This window comes from Chromobacterium sp. LK1 (assembly GCF_001043555.1).
Taxonomy (GTDB): Bacteria; Pseudomonadota; Gammaproteobacteria; order Burkholderiales; family Chromobacteriaceae; genus Chromobacterium; species Chromobacterium aquaticum.
Genome location: NZ_LDUI01000037.1, coordinates 16,454 through 36,245, shown reverse-complemented (window position 1 = coordinate 36,245; position 19,792 = coordinate 16,454). Strand labels below are relative to the sequence as shown.

Below are 19,792 nucleotides of genomic sequence, written 5' to 3'. Positions count from 1 at the left end.
GACGCGCAGCAGGTCGTAAACGGGTTCTAAGCCCCCGGCTTGTTCGCCCAGGTAGCGATGAAGGCCGGCAAATAGCCGTCGATGACGAAGCGCGGCGTCGGCTGCATCTCCTCGTGGAAACCGGCCAGCAAGAAACCCGCCTCCAGTTGGCCGCCAATCTGCTCGGCCAGGCTATGGCCGAACACCAGCGCCTCGCCGCCGGCCCGCTTGGCCGCCAGCGCCTCCGGCGCCAGATCGCGCAGATCGGAATACGGCAGCGGGTAGCGCGGCCGGATCAGACCCTGGCGCGCATACTCCGGGTCGCGGTCGCCGATGAAGGCCGCCGGGTTGAAAAAGCTGCTCAGCAAGCGCCCGCCCGGACGCAGCACCCGGAAGCACTCGCGCCACACCGGGCGCACATCCGGCACATAGAGATTGGAAATCGGGTGGAATACGCAGTCGAAGCCGCCATCGGCGAAGTGCGACAGATCGCGCATATCGCCCAGCTCGGTCGCCAGGCTCAGCCCTTCGCGCCGCGCCACCAGGCGGTCGCGCTCCAACTGCTGCTCGGAGGCGTCCAATACCGTGACCTCGGCGCCGGCCGCCGCCAAGAGCGGGCCTTGCTGGCCACCGCCGCTGGCCAGGCACAGAATGCGCCAGCCGGCCACCTGATCCAGCCAGCCGGCCGGCAGCGGTCCCGGCGTCAGCCGCGCCCGATGATCGCCCGCGCGCGCGGCGGCGATGGCGGCGGCGTCCACCGGTTGCGACCATGGGCCGGCCTGCTCGGCCTGACGATCCCAGGCGGCCTGATTATGCGAAAAAATATCGAGGGAAGCGTGTTCCGACATGGGGAATCCTGTTCTGTTCAGAGAATGGGAAACACCCAGCCAAGGCCGCGTCCATAGAGACATGGACGACTCCCATCGGGGAGCGAAGACGAAGCATGACAGCGAAAGAAACGGCAATGCGGCAAACGGCCCTGGCTGGGCAAACGAGTGACGGGCATTACAGCTTCATTCCGGCGCGCTCCTATCGGGAAAACACAGAAGAGATTCAAGCCGCACAAGCGTGACGGCGCAGTCGCTCATTCTACGCCAGATCAAATTTAAATGACATAGCAATTCCGTAAACCACGCCATTCAAGCTTTGCGCTCCCCACACTCCCCGGAGACATGATGAAAGCTTGCCTGGCACTGTGCGCCGCGCTGCTGGCCACCCCCGCCCTCGCCGCCTATCCCGACGACCTCAGGCTCACCACCTGGAACGCGATGCTGCTGCCGCAATCGCTCTATCCCAATTACGGCCAGGAACAGCGCGCGCGGCTGATCGCCGCCGCTCCCATCCTGCAACACCAGGACGTGGCGGTGTTTCAGGAGTTGCAGGACAACAGCAGCTCCGAAGCGCTGCTGCAAGGCCTGAAAGCCCGCTTCCCGCACCAAACCCCGGTGATAGGCCGCAGCCAGAGCGGCTGGGACGGCACCGAGGGCTGGGACGGCGCCAGGCCGGAAGACGGCGGCGTCGCCATCGTCAGCCGCTGGCCAATAGTGGAAAAGCGGCAATACCTGTTCCGCAACGCCGGCTGCAGCTGGGATCAATACGCGCTCAAGGGCTTCGCCTACGCCAAGCTGCAAGTGGGCGGCCAGTACTATCACGTGCTGGGCACCCATCTGCAATCGGAAGACAGCGGCTGCAAGGACCACGCGGCGGTGCGCCAGGCCCAGTTGCGCGAGATCGCCGACTGGCTGCGCGCGCGGCAGTTGCCCAAGGACGAAATGGTGCTGATCGCCGGCGACATGAACGTGGACCGCCGCAAGCCGGCGGAATACCGCGCGATGCTGGACATCCTGCAAGCCAGCGAGCCGCGCTACGCCGGCGTCAGCGACAGCTTCGACACCGCCCGCAACGGCCTGGCGCTGGAGCGTTACGGCGCGCGCGGCGGCGACGCGCCGGAATACCTGGACTACATCCTGACACTGAAAGCCCACCGTCAGCCGGCGGCCTGGCACAATCTGGCGCTGGACGCGCCGTCGCCGCAGTGGACGGTGCAATCCGTCGGCAAGCACACCTACGCCTACACCGACTACAGCGACCACTACCCAGTACAGGCCTTCGCCTGGGCCGATGCCGCCACGCCCACCCAGTCATTTACCGACCAGGCCGGCAGCTACCGCCAAGTGGGCTTGCAAAACCTGGGCAACGGCCAATGGCTGCAAAGCGCCGCCGCCAACGACGGCTGGCTGAAGACCGGCCCCGGCAACGCCTCCGCCGCCCGCTTCAATCTATCCAACAACTTCGCCATGCGCGACAACGGCTGCCTGCGCTCCGGCGACTATCTGCGGGTGGAGCGGGCGGACCGGCCCGGCTGGTTCTGGACCTGGTGGGGCGGCCTGGACGCCAATCAATACGCCTATTACACCAAGCAAGGCCCGCTCAACGCCTCCTCGGAACTGCGCTTGCAGATCCAGGACCGGCCGGACGGCTGCCTGCGGGACGGCGATATCGTCGGCTTCAAGGATTGGGCGCGGCAGAACGACTACTATCTGACCGCCTGGAACGGCGGCGCCCACGATGGACAACTGTATTTATGGCAGCCCAATATCGGCCCGCGCGAACGCTTCCGCGTCAGTATCGCGCGCCAGCCGCAGCGGCAGGATTGGAAGGCGCAGCTGCTTTATAAAAACAGCAAGCGCTGACGGGAAGCGCGGATAGCGGGCGGCTCGCGCCGCCCGCTTTGCATGCCTTACCAGGCCAGGAACAGCAAGGACGCACCCAGCAGCAGGCACAAGGGGGAATAGAAACGGGTGTCGTTGCGGGCGAAACGGCTATCGCGCACGCTTTTGAACAAGCCGACGTAGCGGAATTCGCCGATGCCGCGCAGCAGCATCACCGCGCCCAGCGCCAGCAGGCCCCAGCGCACGGTCTCAGCCAGCCAGAAACGGCTCAGATGTCCGTGCAGTGCCACCGCCAGCGCCGACAGGGCCAATGCCCCGGCCACCATCAAGGTGCCGGTGCGCGAGGGCTGGAACAGCGGTTTGCCATCCACCTCCGGCACGGCTGCGCCCATGCCCACGGTGCCGCCCAATGCCCAATAACAATGGACCAGACTGATAATCAGAAAAACAGTAATCAAAAACAGGCTCAGCATAAGCAGGTTCCCTTTCTAATTAAGTGTTTATCGGAAGTTCAACCTCGCCTCCATTGTACCACAATACCATGAGCATTAATTTGCACGCCCAACAGCGCCCCCCGCACCTCCAGCCATCAAGAAAAACAGCCCCCGGCGCAAAACGCCGGGGGCTGTCACTTGGGTCCATCCTGGATCAGGCCAGGCTGGGCTCGCGTATTACGCGTCCGCCTGGATCGCGGTCAGCGCGATGGTATAGACGATGTCGTCCACCAGCGCGCCGCGCGACAGATCGTTGACCGGCTTGCGCAAGCCTTGCAGCATCGGGCCCACCGACACCACGCCGGCGGAGCGCTGCACCGCCTTGTAGGTGGTGTTGCCGGTGTTCAGATCCGGGAACACGAAGACATTGGCGCGGCCGGCCACTTCGCTGTCCGGCGCCTTCTGGCGGCCCACGGATTCCACGCTGGCGGCGTCGTACTGCATCGGGCCGTCTATCATCAGATCCGGACGCTTTTCCTTGGCGATGCGGGTGGCTTCGCGCACTTTCTCCACGTCCGAACCGCTGCCGGAAGTGCCGGTGGAGTAAGAGATCATCGCCACGCGCGGGCTCAGGCCGAAGGCGCGGGCGGAATCGGCGGACTGGATGGCGATGTCGGCCAACTGCTCCGCGTTCGGGTCCGGGTTCACCGCGCAATCGCCGTAAACCAGCACCTGATCCGGCATCAGCATGAAGAAGATGCTGGACACGATGCTCGCGCCCGGAGCGGTCTTGATCAGCTGCAGCGCCGGACGGATGGTGTTGGCGGTGGTGTGCACCGCGCCGGACACCAGGCCGTCCACCTCGTTCAGCGCCAGCATCATGGTGCCGATCACCACGCTGTCTTCCAGCTGCTCTTCCGCCTGCTGCGCGGTCAGGCCCTTGCTCTTGCGCATCTCCATCATCGGCGCCACGTAGCGGCCGGCGGCCTCTTTCGGGGCCAGGATCTCGATGTCGGCCGGCAGGGTCACGCCCTGGGCTTCCGCCACCTGGCGGATGCGCTCCGGTTCGCCGATCAGCACGCAGCGAGCGATGCCCTTCTCGTGGCAGATGGCGGCGGCCTGGATGGTGCGCGGCTCGTCGCCTTCCGGCAGCACGATGCGCTTCTGCGAGCGGCGCGCGCTCTCGATCAGACGATGGCGGAAGGCCGGCGGCGGCAGGCGCACTTCGCGCGGCTCGCCTATCTTCTGCACCAGCGCGGAGGTGTCGATGCGCTCGGCGACGAAATCAATCATCGCCTGCATGCGCTCGGTGTCTTCCATCGCCACGTGGCGGTCCAGATTGGCCAGCATGGTGCTGGTCTCATAGGTGTCGCGCTCGGTGGACAGAATGCTCAGGCCGGCTTGGCGCGCGGACTGGATCAGCGGCAGAATGCTGCCGGAAACCGGTTCGCCGCAGGTCAGCAGCAGGCCGGCCAGCGGCACGCCGCGCAGCATGGCCAGCGAGGTGGCCAACACCACGTCGCTGCGGTCGCCCGGCGTCACCACCAGGGTGCCCGGCAGCAGGCGCTCGGCCATCTTCTCCACGGTGCGGGCCGCCACCACGGTTTCGCGCATGCGCGCTTGCTCGATCTGGCCGGCGTGCTCGATCTTCAAGCCCAGCGCGCTGACCACGTCCAGCACGCGCGGCGCGTCCAGCTTGGCGTCGTAAGGCACGCAGCCCAACAGCGGCGTGACGCAGCCCAGGGCCGCCAGCTCGGCGCGCAGCGCGTCCAGCTTGCCGCATTCCGCGCCGCGGTTCAGCAGCAGGCCGGCCAGCTTGCCGTTGCCGTCGGCGCTGAACTGGCTCTGCACCAGCTGCACGCATTCGGCGATGCCGCGCGCGTCGCGGTCGGCGCCGGACAACACCAGCAGCAGCTCGGCGGACAGGCTGCCCGCCATTTCCGCGTTCAGACGCAGCGTGGTTTGCGCGTCCGCGTCCGGCACCAGGCCTTCAACGATCAGCACATCGTGATTGTCACGCGCCTGTTCCGCCAGGCGCACCACGTCTTCCATCAGCGTGGCCAGTTCGCCTTCGCGCAGCATGGCTTGCGCGCGGGCAAACGGGATGGACGCCGGCGCGTCGATATTGCACAGCTGGCGGGCGAAGTGATTGGACAGCTCCGCGCCGGCGCTGGCGCTGGCGGCCTGGGCGATGGGCTTGACGAAGCCCACCTTGATGCCGTCGCGCTCCAGCGCGTGCACCAGGCCAAGAGTCATGGAGGTCAGCCCGGCGTCCGAACCATAGGAAGCCAGGAAAAACACTCGTTTCGGTTGTTGCGATGTCATGGTTTTGCTTTCGACGCGCGCGCCGCCGCTAGGCGGCCCGGCGTTCAGAATCAGGCGGCGGCCGACGGAACGCCGGCCGCGCGATACAGACGCGGCTTGCGCCGCGAGGTCCTATCAGATACCGGCCAGGTCGGCGGTATCCTTGGCGATCATCCACTCTTCATTGGTGGCCATCACCAGCGCGGTGGTGCTGCCCGGCTGGCTGATCACGCCGGTGTTGCCGCGCACGGCGCGCTCGTTGGCGGCCGCGTCCACGGCGAAGCCCAGCACCTTCATGTGGTTCAGGGTCTTCTCGCGCAGCAGGCTGGAGTTCTCGCCGATGCCGCCGGTGAACACCAGCGCGTCGATGCGCTCCAGCGAGGTGGCCAGGCCACCCAGCAGGCGGGCCAGACGGTGAGCGAACATGTCCAGCGCCAGTTGCGCGTCCACATTGCCTTCCGCCGCAGCCTCTTCCAGAGCGCGACAGTCGCTGGACACGCCGGAAATGCCCAGCAGGCCGCTCTGCTTGTTCAGCAGATTGTCGATGCCGTCCAGATCCAGACCTTCCTTGCGGGCGATGAAGGTCACCGCGGCCGGGTCGATATCACCGGAGCGGGTGCCCATGATCAGGCCTTCCAGCGGGGTCATGCCCATGGTGGTGTCCATGCACTTGCCGTTCTTCACCGCGGAAGCGGACGCGCCGTTGCCCAGGTGGGCGATCAGGATGCCGTGGTTGGCCGGGTCCAGCTTCAGCTCGGCCACGGTTTCGCCGGCGATGAAGCGATGGCTGGTGCCGTGCATACCGTAGCGGCGCACGCCGTATTCTTTGTAGAAGCGCTGCGGCACGGCGTACATATAGGCCGGCTTGGGCATGGTCTGATGGAAGGCGGTGTCGAACACCACCACCTGCGGCAGCTTGGGGAAGGCTTTCTGCGCGGCGCGGATGCCCACCAAGTGGCCCGGGTTGTGCAGCGGCGCCAGCGCGCAGCACTCTTCGATGCCGGCCAGCACTTCGTCGGTGATCAGCGCGGACGCCTGGAAGCGCTCGCCGCCATGCACGATGCGGTGGCCGATGGCGGCCACGCTGTCCAGCCACTCATGCTCGCCCATGAAGCGGGTCAGCGCTTCCATCGCCTCGGCGTGGCTGCCGCCGTTCAGCGACTCCGTCTTCTTGCCTTCCGCGGTTTTGAAAATGATGCGCGAATCCGCCAGGCCCAGGCACTCGGCCAGGCCGGACAGCAGCGGCTCGCTGGAGCCCTTGGGCAGCAGCGCGAATTTCAGCGAGGAACTGCCGCAGTTGATCACCAGAATTTCAGAAGATGTCGTCATAATATATCAGCGATTCATGATAGATAATTCGATAAACAAGCAGCGCCGCTCCGGGCGACGCTGCCAGCCAAAACCACCGGCCGGAAGGCGTTCAAGTCACCTTCAAGCCTTTACAGGAAAACAACTCGCGGGCACGTTTGACCTGCTCCGGCGTGGGAATCGGCGTATCCGCCAACTGGTATTCCATGCCCAGCTTCTGCCACTTGTCCATGCCCAACTGATGGAAGGGCAATACTTCAACCCGCTCCACCACACTGCCCAGGCCGGCGACGAAATCCGCCAGCCTGCTGATGTCCTCGTCGCCGTCGGTCAAACCCGGCACCAGCACATAACGCACCCACATCTTCTTGCCCAGCCGTTGCAGGCGGCGGGCGAAATCCAGCGTCGGCTGCAAGGGCTGGCCGGTCAGCGCGTGATAGCGCTCCGGGTCCGAATGCTTGATGTCCAGCATCACCAGGTCCACCGCGTCGAACCACTCGTCGCTGACCCGCTCATGCAAAAAGCCCTGGGTATCCAGCGCCGTGTGCAGGCCGAAGCGGCGCTTGGCCTCGCGGAACAGCGCGCCGACGAACTCGTCCTGCATCAGCGGCTCGCCGCCGGACACCGTCACGCCGCCGGCGAACTTCAAAAAGCGCGCATACGGCTCCAGCTCCGCCATCGCCTGCTCCACCGTGACCTGGCGGCCATTGTGCAGCTTCCAGGTATCCGGGTTATGGCAGTATAGGCAGCGGAACTGGCAGCCCGAGGTGAAGAAGACAAAGCGCATGCCAGGCCCATCCACCCCGGCCCCGCTCTCCGTGGAGTGCAGGTAACCCACCACGGATTCGGGAGACATGGCGTGTTCTTGCGAGGCCGTGTCCACGGCGGTTTGGGTATCTGGCATGCGTTTGTGCTCCTATGGCCGACACAGGCAAACCCCATCGAGGGCCGCCTTTTAAAGCATAGTGCGCGGTTCCGAACGGGCATGCGCCCAAAACGCCAGAGCCGAACACAAATGTTATTTTACGAACACATTTTATATTCTAAAACGAAAATATGTGTTTGATACAGGTCAAAAGCGTACATTGTGATGTGCGCACGCCACATAGCCCCCACCCCTCGCCTGATCAAACCCTTGATTTCAGTCGTGTTCTAGTTAAAACAATCGTTAGTTTTACCTTGCAGTGCAATATTTTCGCTCGTTCGCGAACATCCTCATAACACCCCATCCGCATAAGCGTGACCGGGCGCGCGCCCGCCCGCTGCTGAGCTGGATCAAAGCACGGGTCGTTTTTGCAAATGTCATTAGCGACATCTATTATGCCAAAGGGATTCCACACCCACGGTGAACCGCCATGAACGCACTCCGCCTCGCCCTCAAAAGCGTGATCGAATATCCGCTGCCCGCCTCCAGCCAAACCCATGAAGTGGCCGCCATCGGGCCGGACCTGCTGCTGATCTCTCAACAGCCGTCCGGCGCGCTGGTCAAAATGCGGGTGGACCCGCACAGCGGCCAACCGCGCGCCGCCATCGCCCACGTCATCGACAACCCGTTTACCGGCTTGCACGGGCTGACCGTTTCCAAAACCCACCCCGGCTGCTTGTGGGTGACGCTGCAATTCCAGTCCGAACTGCTGCTGATAGACCCGATAGCGTCTGACCTGACCACGCCGCCAGAAATCCTCAAGCGGGTGCCGCTGCCGCAGCTGGCGCGCGGCCCGCACGTGGTGGTGGAAGACGGCGACATCCTGTGGACCTCCTGCAAGGACAGCCACCACATCGTGCGCGTCGACAGCCGCAACCCGGCGGCCGCCACCCTCTACCCCTGCCCGCCGCGGCCCATCTTCGTCCAGCGCCACCCGGACAGCGGCGACATTTACGCCACGCTGGACCAATCCAGCCAGCTCTACCGCATCCCGACCAACGGCGGCGCGCCCGCCGCCATTGAAATCCCCGCCGAACACGGCAACACCCCGGTGGGCATGGTGCCGGGGCCGGACGGCAATCTGTGGTTCGCGCTGCTGGGCAACGCCTCCGGCGGCAACGGCGGATTCGGCCGCATCCGGGCCGGCGGCGACATCGACTGGTTCCGGCTCAGCACCGCCCCGGCCGCCGGCGCCGGCTTCATCCACCTGGGCTTCACGCCGGAATCCGGCGCGGAACCGCGCCTCAACCTGCTGGCCTCGTCCATGGCTTGCGACAGCGCCCTCAACGGCGTGGTGCAAGTGAAGATGAGCCCGGACTACAGCCGCGTGGAAACGCAGCAGACCATCGCCTTCCCCTCCCAGCACAGCATGAGCCACCGCGTGCTCAGCACCGTGCACGGCCTCTACGCCACCGAGCTGGGCGCCTGCTGCCTGGCGCATCTGCGCCCGGCGGACAACCGCTATGGCGAAGGCGTCAATGAAATGGCCGACCCTTACTCGCTGTGGGGCTGCGGCATACCGGAGACCAGCGTGCGCTATCCGGGCGCGCATAGGGAGGAATAGGATTTGGCGAGGGTCGTGCTGATGTTGCATCCGCTGCGCGGAAGCTTGGACGGGTGAAGCGCAGCGATACTCACCACCACCCGGTTTGAAAGCACACGCGGCATCGTGTCCGCGTGGGTATCGCCTACGGCTTCACCCACCCTAGGCCACGGCAACGGGCGGCTTACCGCCGCCCTTCCCGGATCAGCCCTCGCTCACCAGCAAGTCTTCATAGAAAGCGCCAAACTCGCCGGACGGATCGGCAATCTGGATTTCCAGAATCCACAAGCCGGTGTCCGGGCACTGGGCGAAATCGCCCAGGCTGCCAGCCTTGTAAATGGCGTGCGGAAAGTCCGACACCCGGTGGCCCTTGATGTCCAGGTTCAGCCGCCAGCCCATCGCCTCGGCGCGCTCCGCCGCGTACTGATACAAGGCCGGGCCGGCCAGGCGCTCGCGCCGCCACTTATCCGCCACCTCCTGCCACAACTGGCGCGCCGCCTCGGCACAGGCCTGCTTGCGCGCATTGTTGCCGACCACGAAGGTATCGCCGGCGTCGCCCTCGTGGCCGTCCCAGACAATGCCCAGATCAATGAAGAAGATGTCGTCGTCCAGCAGCACATTGTCCGGATCGATCTGCTGCTTGAAGATTTTCAGCGTGCTGCGGCCAAAGCGGATGATGATGCCGTGCCAGATGCGGTCCATGCCCATGCTTTCCAGCTCCGCCTTGGCCAAATCCTTGGCCTGCTGTTCGGTCATGCCGGGGCGGATCTGCGCGGCAATGCGCCGCACCGCCGCCATGGTCTTGTCGCGGGCGACGATCATTTTTTCCAGGGAGAAAGCGCTGCCCACCGCTTGTGGCGGGAGAGAGATTGACGTCATGGGGAATGCCCTATCTTGTAGTAAAGATAAACCGACGAAATGGGCAGTGAAGTATATCGCAACGCAGCAGAATCATGACATTCAAATCACAGACCAAATCAGGCTGCCCGCCTCTGCAAAGTTGCGCACGATCCTGCACCGGCCTTTTGGACTTAGCCCCCAAGCCCCGAAGAAAACCAGGTATCCGACGCGCCCCCACTCCCTTCAAGCCTGCCGTCGGGTGGCAGGCCCGAGGTCTTAAGCGGCTGCTTGTTCGAGCATCGCGACGTTAGCGCGGTGCGAGTTCAGCCGCGCCTCGGGCCTGACAGGCCCCGGCGGGAAGCCGAAGGCCAGGCTTGCAGGGCGGCCTTTGGGGTAAAGGGGAATTTGGCCGCGTTGTTCCCCTTTCCGTTTTATTCCCTCGCGACGCTACGCTTGCCTCGCTCGGTCAGGGCGGAACCGGCCCTAAACCATCATCCGCGCAGCGGATTCAAGCCCAGCCAAGATTATGATCCAGATCTGGTGCAAGCCTCGCTAGCTTGACCCGGCCACCCCACTCGGTAACAATCGCCGGGTGCTGTCATTAACGGCACCGGGATTGGCGTCCCGTTCGAAACAGGGGGATGAAGGCGCATCTGCGCCTTCATCCGTACCCGCTTTGCGTCTGTACTTCATGCATGGCTGGCGGGTGCGTGGTGGGAGAGCGCCTAGCGCTCACCGATTCCTTGTTTCTCGGTACGCCAATCCTGCCTCGCGCCTGCCTACACCTACCCCACGATTCACAGGCAGGTGGTTTATCTTGTGTCACCGCAGGAGAAACACCATGTCGAAAACCTTTCCCACTCGCCGCCGCTATCGCCAAGCCGCGCTGGAAGCGCGCGAAGCCCTGCTCCCCTTCGTGTCACGACGCCCAGGACGGCCACAAGCCGATTACTGGCAGATGCCAGCCGCGCACCCGGACTACGCCGCCGACTGCGCCTATGGCCGCGAATGCGGCGCCCATCTTGTGCAATGGCTGAAGGACAACCCCGGCTACCGCGCCCAAAGCCTGCTGGCGCGCATCAGCCGCGACATCGACTTCCGCAAGCCGGAACAACGCGGCTTCCGGGTGGGCTTCTTCAACTATCTGGAAGCCATGCTCACGCTGGCCGCGCGCAAGGTGGACGTGTTCGAGCATGTTGACGAACTGCACCGTCAGCAACAGGCGCAGATCAAACGCAAGAATATGGAAAACCGCTCGGTGCGGAAGATAGAGAAGAAGTAAGGAAGAACGAACCCCGGCTTTGGCCGGGGTTTGGTTTGGGGGTGGGGCTTCTTTGAGAGAGCGTAAGCAAATCCTTAAAATCCCACAACTTATTATAAACATTTTTGAATAACCGATAAGAGCCATAAAATGGCTAACCACCCAAAATTACCGACAGTTTACCTCTCAAAGCAAGACTTCCAACTTTATTACTAATACACGCCTCAGAAATAATTTACTTGTTCTCGCCTTTCAACTATCCCTCAGCACCTTTACCTTTTGGAAGAGCCTTACCGGCGCGCTCCACCATTGCGATAGCTTTTTCAAGCGTACCGATATCTGGCATAGACTCTTCGGCCCTTTTAAAAGCATTAGTACCCGTAATATTCCAGTGCTCAAATGCTTCTTTTACCTGAGACCACTCAGCTGCTGCACCATAGGACTCCAAGTAAAACTTACCAAAGTTAATAGCATGGCGCCGATCCGCATTCTTCAAGGCCTCTTGCATGTATGAGTTACCAAGAAGAAATGCATATTTAGCCAACCCAGCAAGCAAGGCTATTGCCACTAGGCCCTTAAAAATCGCAAAAACCAAGAACTCCCATGTCATTTGACTTGGAATTGTTACTAAAGCAGACAATGTGACATATGCAAAAAATATTATTGCACCTACGAGTGATATCGCACCAATACCGCTCCAAATTTTAGAGATTGTGTGAAATTGAGCTTCCTTACGATCCAATATTTCTAGCGCATCTGCAACATAATCCTTCGATGTAATCTCTATTTTTTTCCTACTTTCCTCATTGTACCTCTCTTTTTCAAGGGCCAACTCCACTAGGGCTTCTTGCACTTTCTGTTCCCGTTCTACAATATCTGTTTGCAGTCGTTCACGCAGGCTTTCGATTTCAATTTCACGATGCATAAGGGCAGTTTCGATATCACGATGCCGAGACGCGAGTTGTTTCTCACGCTGGGCAAACATTTTTTCACGCTCCTGTTGCTCTTTTTGAAATGCTGCCTCGCGTGCAAGCTGCTCCTCTTGAGCACGTTTTCGATATGCATTGAACTCATGCTGCTGGTTTTCGAGCATATCTCGATATTCGCCAATTTCTCTCTGGCGATTTTTGAACCATGCATATTCATTCTTCTCCATAAATCCAGCAGCATCTTCCAATCCATCTTGCATACAAGAACCCTTTATCTAGAGTGTGACACTTAAAATAAATTGCTGCCTGGATAGCAAAATTGCAGCCATACAAAAGCTCTCTAGACAACACCCCCTCAACACACAACCAAAAAATCAACCACCTAACGAGACATAGTTTTAAGCAATTAAATATTTATACCAACCCAAAACATTGAAAGCAGACAAACAAGATAAAACACAACACCGCAACTCTCAGCACTGAGAACAACAAATCCCAAAGCACACTCGAACACCGATTACCACTTGACCTTTACCCCCTTAGACCAGGGTTTGGTTTAAGTGTGAGACTATTTAATTAATCAACGACTCAGCCAAAGTAACTAACATCCAATGAAAAGCACTCCATCAAACAGCAATTAATTACCAATAAAAATTGAAACGCTTGTACAACCCAAACTTCAGCCCTAGATTTTATCCTAATCCGGCAAAGCCCTCTTAATTGCATGGACGAACAAGTCTCGACCATCATCAGTCAAGCACACTCGGCACCACTCTGTGACCATAATTTCCCATACACTTGTAGCACTCTTCAAAATGCGATCTCCAACCAAACTTGGCCATCGGTGAAAATCTGGACTGAGCAGAGCATCTTCCAAGTAGGTGTGCAAATCACCAGCCCCAACTCCAAAACGCTCATGCAACCCTGCCCAGTTATTGTCACGTAACCCAAGAAAAACGACACGCTCCGGAGCGTCCTCACCTGGTAACTTTATGCAGCCTTGGGCTTCCTGCTGATCACCATCAAGAACACCTATGCCAGCTTGAGGAAGCTTTCCTTCTTCAGCCAATTTCCCCATCATGGCAACCACGTTTGCAGGCCCGACAGGTGAGATTTTTATCCGTGACATGACCACTGCCCCATCAGGATGGCATACCAAAATTTCACGCACCCATATCTCGGCAGATCGATCTTCAACATACACAAATGCTTCTGGATGAACAATTTCATCTAATTTTGTAAGGGCAAATTCGGGACTAGCACCATAAAGAACACTAGGCCCATCTGCTGTTGGAAGTAATAATATCCGAGCCTCTGCAGGAAGTTCTTCTAAGACGTAAGGGCTATGAGTTGAAACAATGATCTGCAAGCGGCGCAAACGACTCAGTTTAATTAAAAAATTAATCAGACGTCGCTGAGCTTTAGGATGAAGCGATGCTTCAACCTCATCAATAATAACAAGTGAATTATTAGGAACCTCCTGCAGCGCACGCATAAGGTCTAATGACGTATCTTCACCAGCCCCTTGATGAAATTGAGATATTTCACCATATTCTCTTTGAAGCAGCCCAACGGCACGATTAACATTAACATCAGGTGCCGCAAAACGTGCATTTTGATATTCACGACCCAATATATACGATAGATGGCTACGAAATTCGTTCGACAGCGCTTCGGTAGAAATTTCACCAGCTGCCAGACGAGCAACACGTGCATACCCTGCGGTAGCATCCAAAGGTAGTGTTCTAGCTACATCAAACCAAAAAACTCTTCTCTTATAACGTCTCTCTGGAAAAGACCAGCGCTTCGTTGGTTTCCGTATTTTGAAGCCTTGAACTTGATCTCCAAGTCTTATCTGGTAACCAAGCTCGATACCCTCAAGGGTATCCCAATGAGTATCCAGAAAGAAATCCGATGGGTAGTAGCCACTTTCCTCTGACTTTTCATAAGCCGTTGCAGCCACTTTCAAAACAGTACTTTTACCAGCACCATTTTCTCCAACAATAGCCACTACCGGGAATTTAAATTGTATAGCCTGTCCCTGCCAACCTCGCAGACCATTAATATCCAGACGCTCTAAAAATTGAGGCCATTGGCCTCCATGAAACTGATCTCGTATTCTTGTGATTTCACCAGCATCCATAACTCCCCCTGTAAATTTTCGCAAACAACTATGAGAATTAGTATTCACCACGAAACTAAGCTTAGTTTATATCTGGAAGCAAACAATATGCTACACAGTAAAAACCAAATACATCACAGAGTACTTATATAGATTACACAAACAGATTTTGAGATAAAATACTCAACCATTCTGTCACTAATGACCACCAACCCCCAGTTGTCACAAACCCGTCCTAACTTAACACCCCTTCCAAAAAAACTACCCCCTCCTTGCTATCTCAATCCCCGCAATATCAATCTTCACCATTTCCATCATCGCGTCGAACACCCGCTTGGCGGCGGCGCGGTCCGGATCGGCCAGCGCCTCGGTCAACGCGCGCGGCGTGATTTGCCAGCTCAGGCCCCACTTATCCTTGCACCAGCCGCAGGCGCTGGCCTGGCCGCCGTTGCCGACGATGGCTTGCCACAGGCGGTCGGTTTCGGCCTGATCCTCGGTGGCCACTTGAAAGGAGAAGGCTTCGCTGTGCTTGAAGGTGGAACCGCCGTTAAGACCCAGGCAAGGGATGCCCAGCACGGTGAATGCCACGGTGAGCACATCGCCCTCCTTGCCGGCCGGGTAGTCGCCGGGCGCGCGCAGCACTGTGCCGACGCGGCTGTCCGGGAAGGTGGCGGCATAGAAGCGCGCGGCGTCTTCGGCGTCGCCGTCGTACCACAGGCAGATGGTGTTTTTGTGCATGGCCCCTCCTCTGGTCCGCTGATCTGTCGCTGGCGGTCAGGAAAAATGACGTATAAATGAAGCCATTTTATAGCACAAAGGCATTTTCTGCGGCATTGATCCAAAGCAGCCACGCATAAAAAGCCTTCTCAGCCGCGACATCGGCTTCCGCAAGCCGGCTCAGCGCGGCTTCCAGATGGGCTTCTTCAACTATCTGGAAGCCATGCTCATGCTGGCCGTGCGCAAGGTGGATGGGTACGAGGACATTGACACGGCATCGCCAGCAGTGGGCACTGCTCAAACGCAAAACCATGGAGAGCCGCACGGCACGGCGGATAGAGAAGAAGAAAAACAGGAACCCGGCTTGCGCCGGGGTGGTGCGGGACATTTAGGGATGATGGGGGCTTAGAACCTGTTCACGATCGTAAATACGTTCTGAGCTTATGGCTGCCCAGGCCCAAAGTAGCCGTGCCCCGTCAGGGACAGGAAATGGCGGCTTTAACACAGATGGCAGCGGTACATTGAGGGTTATTATACCGACGGATTCATTACAAAATGGCTTGAAGAATATGGCATTTGGGTGTGACAATATGCGTCAGTAATATCTATTGATATATGGACCCGCGCGCCCGTATAAAACCCGTTAGAGCTTGTACATGCCAAAACCAATCGCAGCCATTCTGCTTATATTAGCTTTCCACTCAAGCGCCCAAGCCAATGACAACATCGCGCCCAATGCAGATTCGGGCCTTAACTCCTACTTCATTCGTGGGGATGAGGCCCCCTATGAAGAAGTAGAAAGAAGGTTTATCGATGCCGCCAAAAACGCTCAAGAGGATGAGCTCATCAAGCTAATGTCGCCCTTAACACGGAGAGACAGCTCTGAGAATGAGATGAAGACTTTTATTGCATCAATGAAGGAGTATTTTTCCGACTATGCATCAGATCTGAAATGCAAGTCCATTGTCCCCAACAAAGACGAGTATGGAAATGTTGGCTTCTTCTTTTTTAATGCTTTCAGGACAAGCAACGGCAGTGGCAGGGCCTATGTCATGGCACTGGTTAAGGAAAACAAGCAGATCTATGTAGCGACCGTTTTCCGGAAGTTTGTCAATCAATACCATGCACGCTGTAGAGGGCAACTCTAACTCATCGCTACAGTGGGCGCGCCGCCAAAAAGCATGGCGCGGCGCCCCCTCCTCCACTCCGCGCAGCCTCAATTCCCTCAACATCCATCCTCCCCATCATCGCAGCGAGCACCCGCTTGGCGGCGGCGCGCTCCGGATCGGCCAGCGCCTCGAAAGGCATCTTCTGCGACATTGATCCCAAACCGCCGCGCATAAAAAAAGCCTCCCCTAAGGGAGGCTTGGCGTTGTGCCGGCTGGCCGTCGCGGTGGCCAGCGGCCTTGCGCTTACATGCTGCCGTGGAAGGTGCGGTTGATCACGTCCAGCTGTTGCTCGCGCGTCAGCTTGACGAAGTTCACCGCATAGCCGGACACGCGGATGGTCAGTTGCGGGTACAGCTCCGGGTGTTCCATCGCATCCATCAGGGTTTCGCGCTTGAACACGTTGACGTTGACGTGGAAACCGCCGGCGTCGGAGAAGCCGTCCAGGCAGTTGGCCAGGTTGGCTACGCGTTCTTCTTCGCTATGGCCCAATGCGTCCGGGGTGGCGGAGGCGGTCCAGCTGATGCCGTCCAGCGCGGCTTCATACGGCAGCTTGGCCACCGATGCGCCCGCAGCGACAAAGCCTTTCACGTCGCGGCCGTTCATCGGGTTGGCGCCCGGGGCGAACGGTTCGCCGGCGCGGCGGCCGCATGGGGTGTTGCCGGTTTTCTTGCCGTACACCACGTTGGAGGTGATGGTGAGCACGGATTGAGTCGGCATCGCGTTGCGGTAGAAGTGCGGCTGGGCCTTGATCTTGTCCATGAAGGTTTCGGTCAGCCATACCGCGATGCTGTCGGCGCGGTCGTCGTTGTTGCCGTAAGCCGGGTAGTCGCCTTCGATCTTGTAGTCCACTGCCAGGCCCGCTTCATTGCGGATGATGTGCACTTTGGCGTGCTTGATGGCGGACAGGGAGTCGGCGGCCACGGACAGGCCGGCGATGCCGCAAGCCATGGTGCGCAGGATGTCGCGGTCATGCAGCGCCATTTCGATGCGTTCGTAGGCGTACTTGTCGTGCATGTAGTGGATGCAGTTCAGCGCCTTGACGTAAGTCGCGGCCAGCCAGTCCATCAGCAGGTCGAACTTGGGCATCAGTTCGTCGTAGGTCAGCACGTCGCTCTTGATCGGCTCGAAGCCCTTGGCCACTTGCACGCCGGATTTTTCATCCACGCCGCCGTTGATGGCGTAGAGCATGGCTTTGGCCAGGTTGGCGCGGGCTCCGAAGAACTGCATTTGCTTGCCGATGCGCATGGCGGACACGCAGCAGGCGATGCCGTAGTCGTCGCCCCAGTGCGGACGCATCAGGTCGTCGTTTTCGTACTGGATGGAGCTGGTGTCGATGGACACTTTGGCGCAGAAGTCTTTGAAGCCGCGCGGCAGCTGGGTGGACCACAACACGGTCAGGTTGGGTTCCGGCGCCGGGCCCAGGTTGTACAGGGTGTTGAGGAAGCGGAAGCTGCTCTTGCTCACCAGGGTGCGGCCGTCTTCGCCCATGCCGCCGATGGATTCGGTCACCCAGGTCGGGTCGCCGGAGAACAGTTGGTCGTATTCCGGGGTGCGCAGGAAGCGCACGATGCGCAGCTTGATCACCAGGTCGTCGATCATTTCCTGGGCTTGTTCTTCAGTCAGCGCGCCGGAGGCCAGATCGCGCTCGATGTAGACGTCCAGGAAGGTGGCGACGCGGCCGAAGGACATGGCGGCGCCGTTTTGTTCTTTCACGGCGGCCAGGTAGGCGAAGTAGGTCCACTGCACCGCTTCGCGGGCGTTGACGGCCGGGCGGCTGATGTCGAAGCCGTACTTGGCGGCCATCTGCTTCAGTTCGTCCAGCGCGCGGAATTGTTCGGACAGTTCTTCGCGCAGGCGCAGCACGTCTTCGTTGAAAACGGCGTCGTCCAGCTCATGGAATACTTTTTGGCGTTCGGCGCGCAGGAAGTCGGTGCCGTACAGCGCCACGCGGCGGTAGTCGCCGATGATGCGGCCGCGGCCGTAGGCGTCCGGCAGGCCGGTGATCACGCCGGATTTACGCGCGGCCATGATGTCCGGGGTGTAGGTGTCGAACACGCCCTGGTTGTGGCTCTTGCGGTAGTGGGTCCACACGTCCTTGATGACCGGGTCCAGCTTGAAGCCAAAGGCTTCCAGGCCGTTCTCAACCATGCGCAGGCCGCCGTTGGGCATGATGGCGCGCTTGAGCGGAGCGTCGGTTTGCAGGCCGACGATGACTTCGCTGGCTTGGTCGATGTAGCCGGCGTCATGCGCGGTGATGGAGCTGCCGCGGTCAGCGGACACGTCCAGCACGCCACGGGCGCGTTCTTCTTTCAGCAACTCGCTCAGGGTGTCCCACAGCTTCTGGGTGCGCGCGGTGGCGGGCGCCAGGAAGCTGGCGTCGCCTTCAAACGGCTTGTAGTTCAGCTGGATGAAGTTGCGGACATCCACCTTGCTTTGCCATTCACCACCGGTGAAATCGCGCCAGGGGTTGGCTTGAGTCGCGTCACGATTCAGAGCATCCATGTGTGCCTCCTAGTAACTATCAGTAAATGTTGAGTACTGAACATATTGTACATTCGGTTTCGAAAAAAATCGTTTGATAAAGATCAACTGCCGCCGACTAAAACGCGGTTTCCGAACCGGGCGCCGCGGCGGCGAAATTCCATAAAAAACGCTTTATTTTCAATACCATGAAAAACCACATCAACACGCCGTCATTGTAGCCGGCGCATTACATTCGAAAACGAACATCAAACACTGGTTCCGAGCGCCGTCGCGGCCGGTTTTGCGGCTTCGCGCCGCGCCGGCAGGGTGTGGCGCTCCAGCAGGTAAACCACCAGGCCCACGCCCAGCGCGCCGCCGGCGATATTGCCCAGGGTGGCCGGGATCATATTGTGCAGGATGGCGGCGGCGTCCAGGCCTTGCATGCCGTGCAGCAGCGCCAGCGAGAAGAAGGCCATATTGGCGATGCTGTGTTCAAAGCCGGAGAAGAAGAACACGAACACCAGCAGCAGGATCATCAGCATCTTGGCGGCGTCGCCGGCCATGCGCAACGGCACCCACACCGCCAGGCAGATCACCCAGTTGCACAGCGCGCCCTTCCAGAAGATTTCCCAAGCGCCGGCATGCACTTTATGCGCGGCCACATTGAACAGCAGGTGGTCGGCCGGCAGGCTGCCCATGCCACCGGCGCCGGCGAACACCGCGGTGAACAGCAACACGCCCAGCAGATTGCCCAGGTAGACCATGGTCCAGCTGCGCAGCAAGTTGCACACGCGGCAGTCGCCGCTGAGCACGCCCACGCTGAAGTACATCACATTGCTGGTGAACAGCTCCAGCTTGCAGACGATGATGCTGACCAGGGCCACGCCAAAGAAGCCGGCCACGGCGATGTAGTAGCCGGGGGAGCCGACGGCGAAGAAGACCTGGCCCAGCTTGAGGCTGACGCTGAGCACCACGGCGATCAGCGCGCCGGCCATGCCGGCGCTCAATAGATAGCGCCCAGGGTGCTGACGCAGCACGGTCTGTTTGGAGGCGGCTTCGGCCGCTACGTAGGCGAGTGTGGAGGCGTGATTCATGTTTTTCATTTCGCGAGCTAGGGCAGAGCCGC

At 59.8% G+C, this 19,792-nt stretch carries 16 protein-coding genes; 4 read left to right on the top strand and 12 right to left on the bottom strand.

The window, feature by feature from the left end:
* Positions 1-26: 26 nt before the first annotated feature.
* Positions 27-827: a class I SAM-dependent methyltransferase gene (locus tag VI26_RS16705; RefSeq protein ID WP_048410891.1), complete on the bottom strand. Its 801-nt coding sequence runs from the start codon at positions 825-827 to the stop codon at positions 27-29.
* A gap of 327 nt (positions 828-1,154) precedes the next feature.
* Between VI26_RS16705 and sph the strand changes: the two genes are divergently transcribed.
* The gene (gene sph / locus VI26_RS16700) at positions 1,155-2,672 is read left to right on the top strand and encodes a sphingomyelin phosphodiesterase (RefSeq protein ID WP_053074470.1); all 1,518 of its coding nucleotides are present in this window, start codon (positions 1,155-1,157) and stop codon (positions 2,670-2,672) included.
* 47 nt (positions 2,673-2,719) lie between these two features.
* Here the strand turns inward: sph and VI26_RS16695 are convergent, their stop codons facing one another.
* From VI26_RS16695 to pflA, 4 genes are all read right to left on the bottom strand, one after another.
* Positions 2,720-3,124: a DUF3995 domain-containing protein gene (locus VI26_RS16695; RefSeq protein WP_048410890.1), complete on the bottom strand. Its 405-nt coding sequence runs from the start codon at positions 3,122-3,124 to the stop codon at positions 2,720-2,722.
* Between the two features lie 198 nt (positions 3,125-3,322).
* Entirely contained in the window at positions 3,323-5,410 is a 2,088-nt protein-coding gene (gene pta / locus VI26_RS16690) for a phosphate acetyltransferase (RefSeq protein ID WP_048410889.1), read from the bottom strand.
* A 114-nt stretch (positions 5,411-5,524) separates the two neighbouring features.
* On the bottom strand, positions 5,525-6,718 hold the full coding sequence (locus VI26_RS16685) for an acetate/propionate family kinase (RefSeq protein ID WP_048410888.1): 1,194 nt from the start codon (positions 6,716-6,718) through the stop codon (positions 5,525-5,527).
* Between the two features lie 91 nt (positions 6,719-6,809).
* Positions 6,810-7,601, bottom strand: a complete 792-nt coding sequence (pflA, locus tag VI26_RS16680; RefSeq protein WP_082151120.1) for a pyruvate formate-lyase-activating protein — start codon at positions 7,599-7,601, stop codon at positions 6,810-6,812.
* Between the two features lie 451 nt (positions 7,602-8,052).
* On the opposite strand from pflA, the gene VI26_RS16675 reads away from it, so the two are divergent.
* On the top strand, positions 8,053-9,186 hold the full coding sequence (locus tag VI26_RS16675) for a hypothetical protein (RefSeq protein WP_048410887.1): 1,134 nt from the start codon (positions 8,053-8,055) through the stop codon (positions 9,184-9,186).
* A 183-nt stretch (positions 9,187-9,369) separates the two neighbouring features.
* Here VI26_RS16675 and VI26_RS16670 read toward each other — a convergent pair whose 3' ends face one another.
* A complete protein-coding gene (locus VI26_RS16670) occupies positions 9,370-10,044 on the bottom strand; it encodes a M24 family metallopeptidase (RefSeq protein ID WP_048410886.1) in 675 nt (224 codons plus the stop codon).
* An 802-nt stretch (positions 10,045-10,846) separates the two neighbouring features.
* On the opposite strand from VI26_RS16670, the gene VI26_RS16665 reads away from it, so the two are divergent.
* Entirely contained in the window at positions 10,847-11,287 is a 441-nt protein-coding gene (locus VI26_RS16665; RefSeq protein WP_048410885.1) for a hypothetical protein, read from the top strand.
* Between the two features lie 235 nt (positions 11,288-11,522).
* Here VI26_RS16665 and VI26_RS24645 read toward each other — a convergent pair whose 3' ends face one another.
* The 4 genes from VI26_RS24645 to VI26_RS16640 all read right to left on the bottom strand — a co-directional run bounded on the left by VI26_RS24645 (position 11,523) and on the right by VI26_RS16640 (position 15,422).
* Positions 11,523-12,455, bottom strand: coding sequence for a hypothetical protein (locus VI26_RS24645; RefSeq protein ID WP_156183920.1), 933 nt, complete (start codon positions 12,453-12,455; stop codon positions 11,523-11,525).
* A gap of 437 nt (positions 12,456-12,892) precedes the next feature.
* Entirely contained in the window at positions 12,893-14,338 is a 1,446-nt protein-coding gene (locus VI26_RS23960; RefSeq protein WP_082151119.1) for an ATP-dependent endonuclease, read from the bottom strand.
* Positions 14,339-14,578: 240 nt separating this feature from the next.
* Positions 14,579-15,055, bottom strand: coding sequence for a VOC family protein (locus VI26_RS16645; protein ID WP_048410881.1), 477 nt, complete (start codon positions 15,053-15,055; stop codon positions 14,579-14,581).
* A 67-nt stretch (positions 15,056-15,122) separates the two neighbouring features.
* The gene (locus VI26_RS16640) at positions 15,123-15,422 is read right to left on the bottom strand and encodes a hypothetical protein (protein ID WP_048410880.1); all 300 of its coding nucleotides are present in this window, start codon (positions 15,420-15,422) and stop codon (positions 15,123-15,125) included.
* 268 nt (positions 15,423-15,690) lie between these two features.
* Between VI26_RS16640 and VI26_RS16635 the strand changes: the two genes are divergently transcribed.
* Complete coding sequence (locus VI26_RS16635; RefSeq protein WP_048410879.1) at positions 15,691-16,182, top strand: hypothetical protein; 492 nt, start codon at positions 15,691-15,693, stop codon at positions 16,180-16,182.
* Between the two features lie 264 nt (positions 16,183-16,446).
* Here the strand turns inward: VI26_RS16635 and pflB are convergent, their stop codons facing one another.
* Together pflB and VI26_RS16625 are read right to left on the bottom strand one after the other, a co-directional pair.
* Positions 16,447-18,705, bottom strand: a complete 2,259-nt coding sequence (gene pflB / locus VI26_RS16630) for a formate C-acetyltransferase (protein ID WP_048410878.1) — start codon at positions 18,703-18,705, stop codon at positions 16,447-16,449.
* Positions 18,706-18,932: 227 nt separating this feature from the next.
* Positions 18,933-19,760, bottom strand: coding sequence for a formate/nitrite transporter family protein (locus VI26_RS16625; RefSeq protein WP_048410877.1), 828 nt, complete (start codon positions 19,758-19,760; stop codon positions 18,933-18,935).
* Positions 19,761-19,792 lie beyond the last annotated feature (32 nt).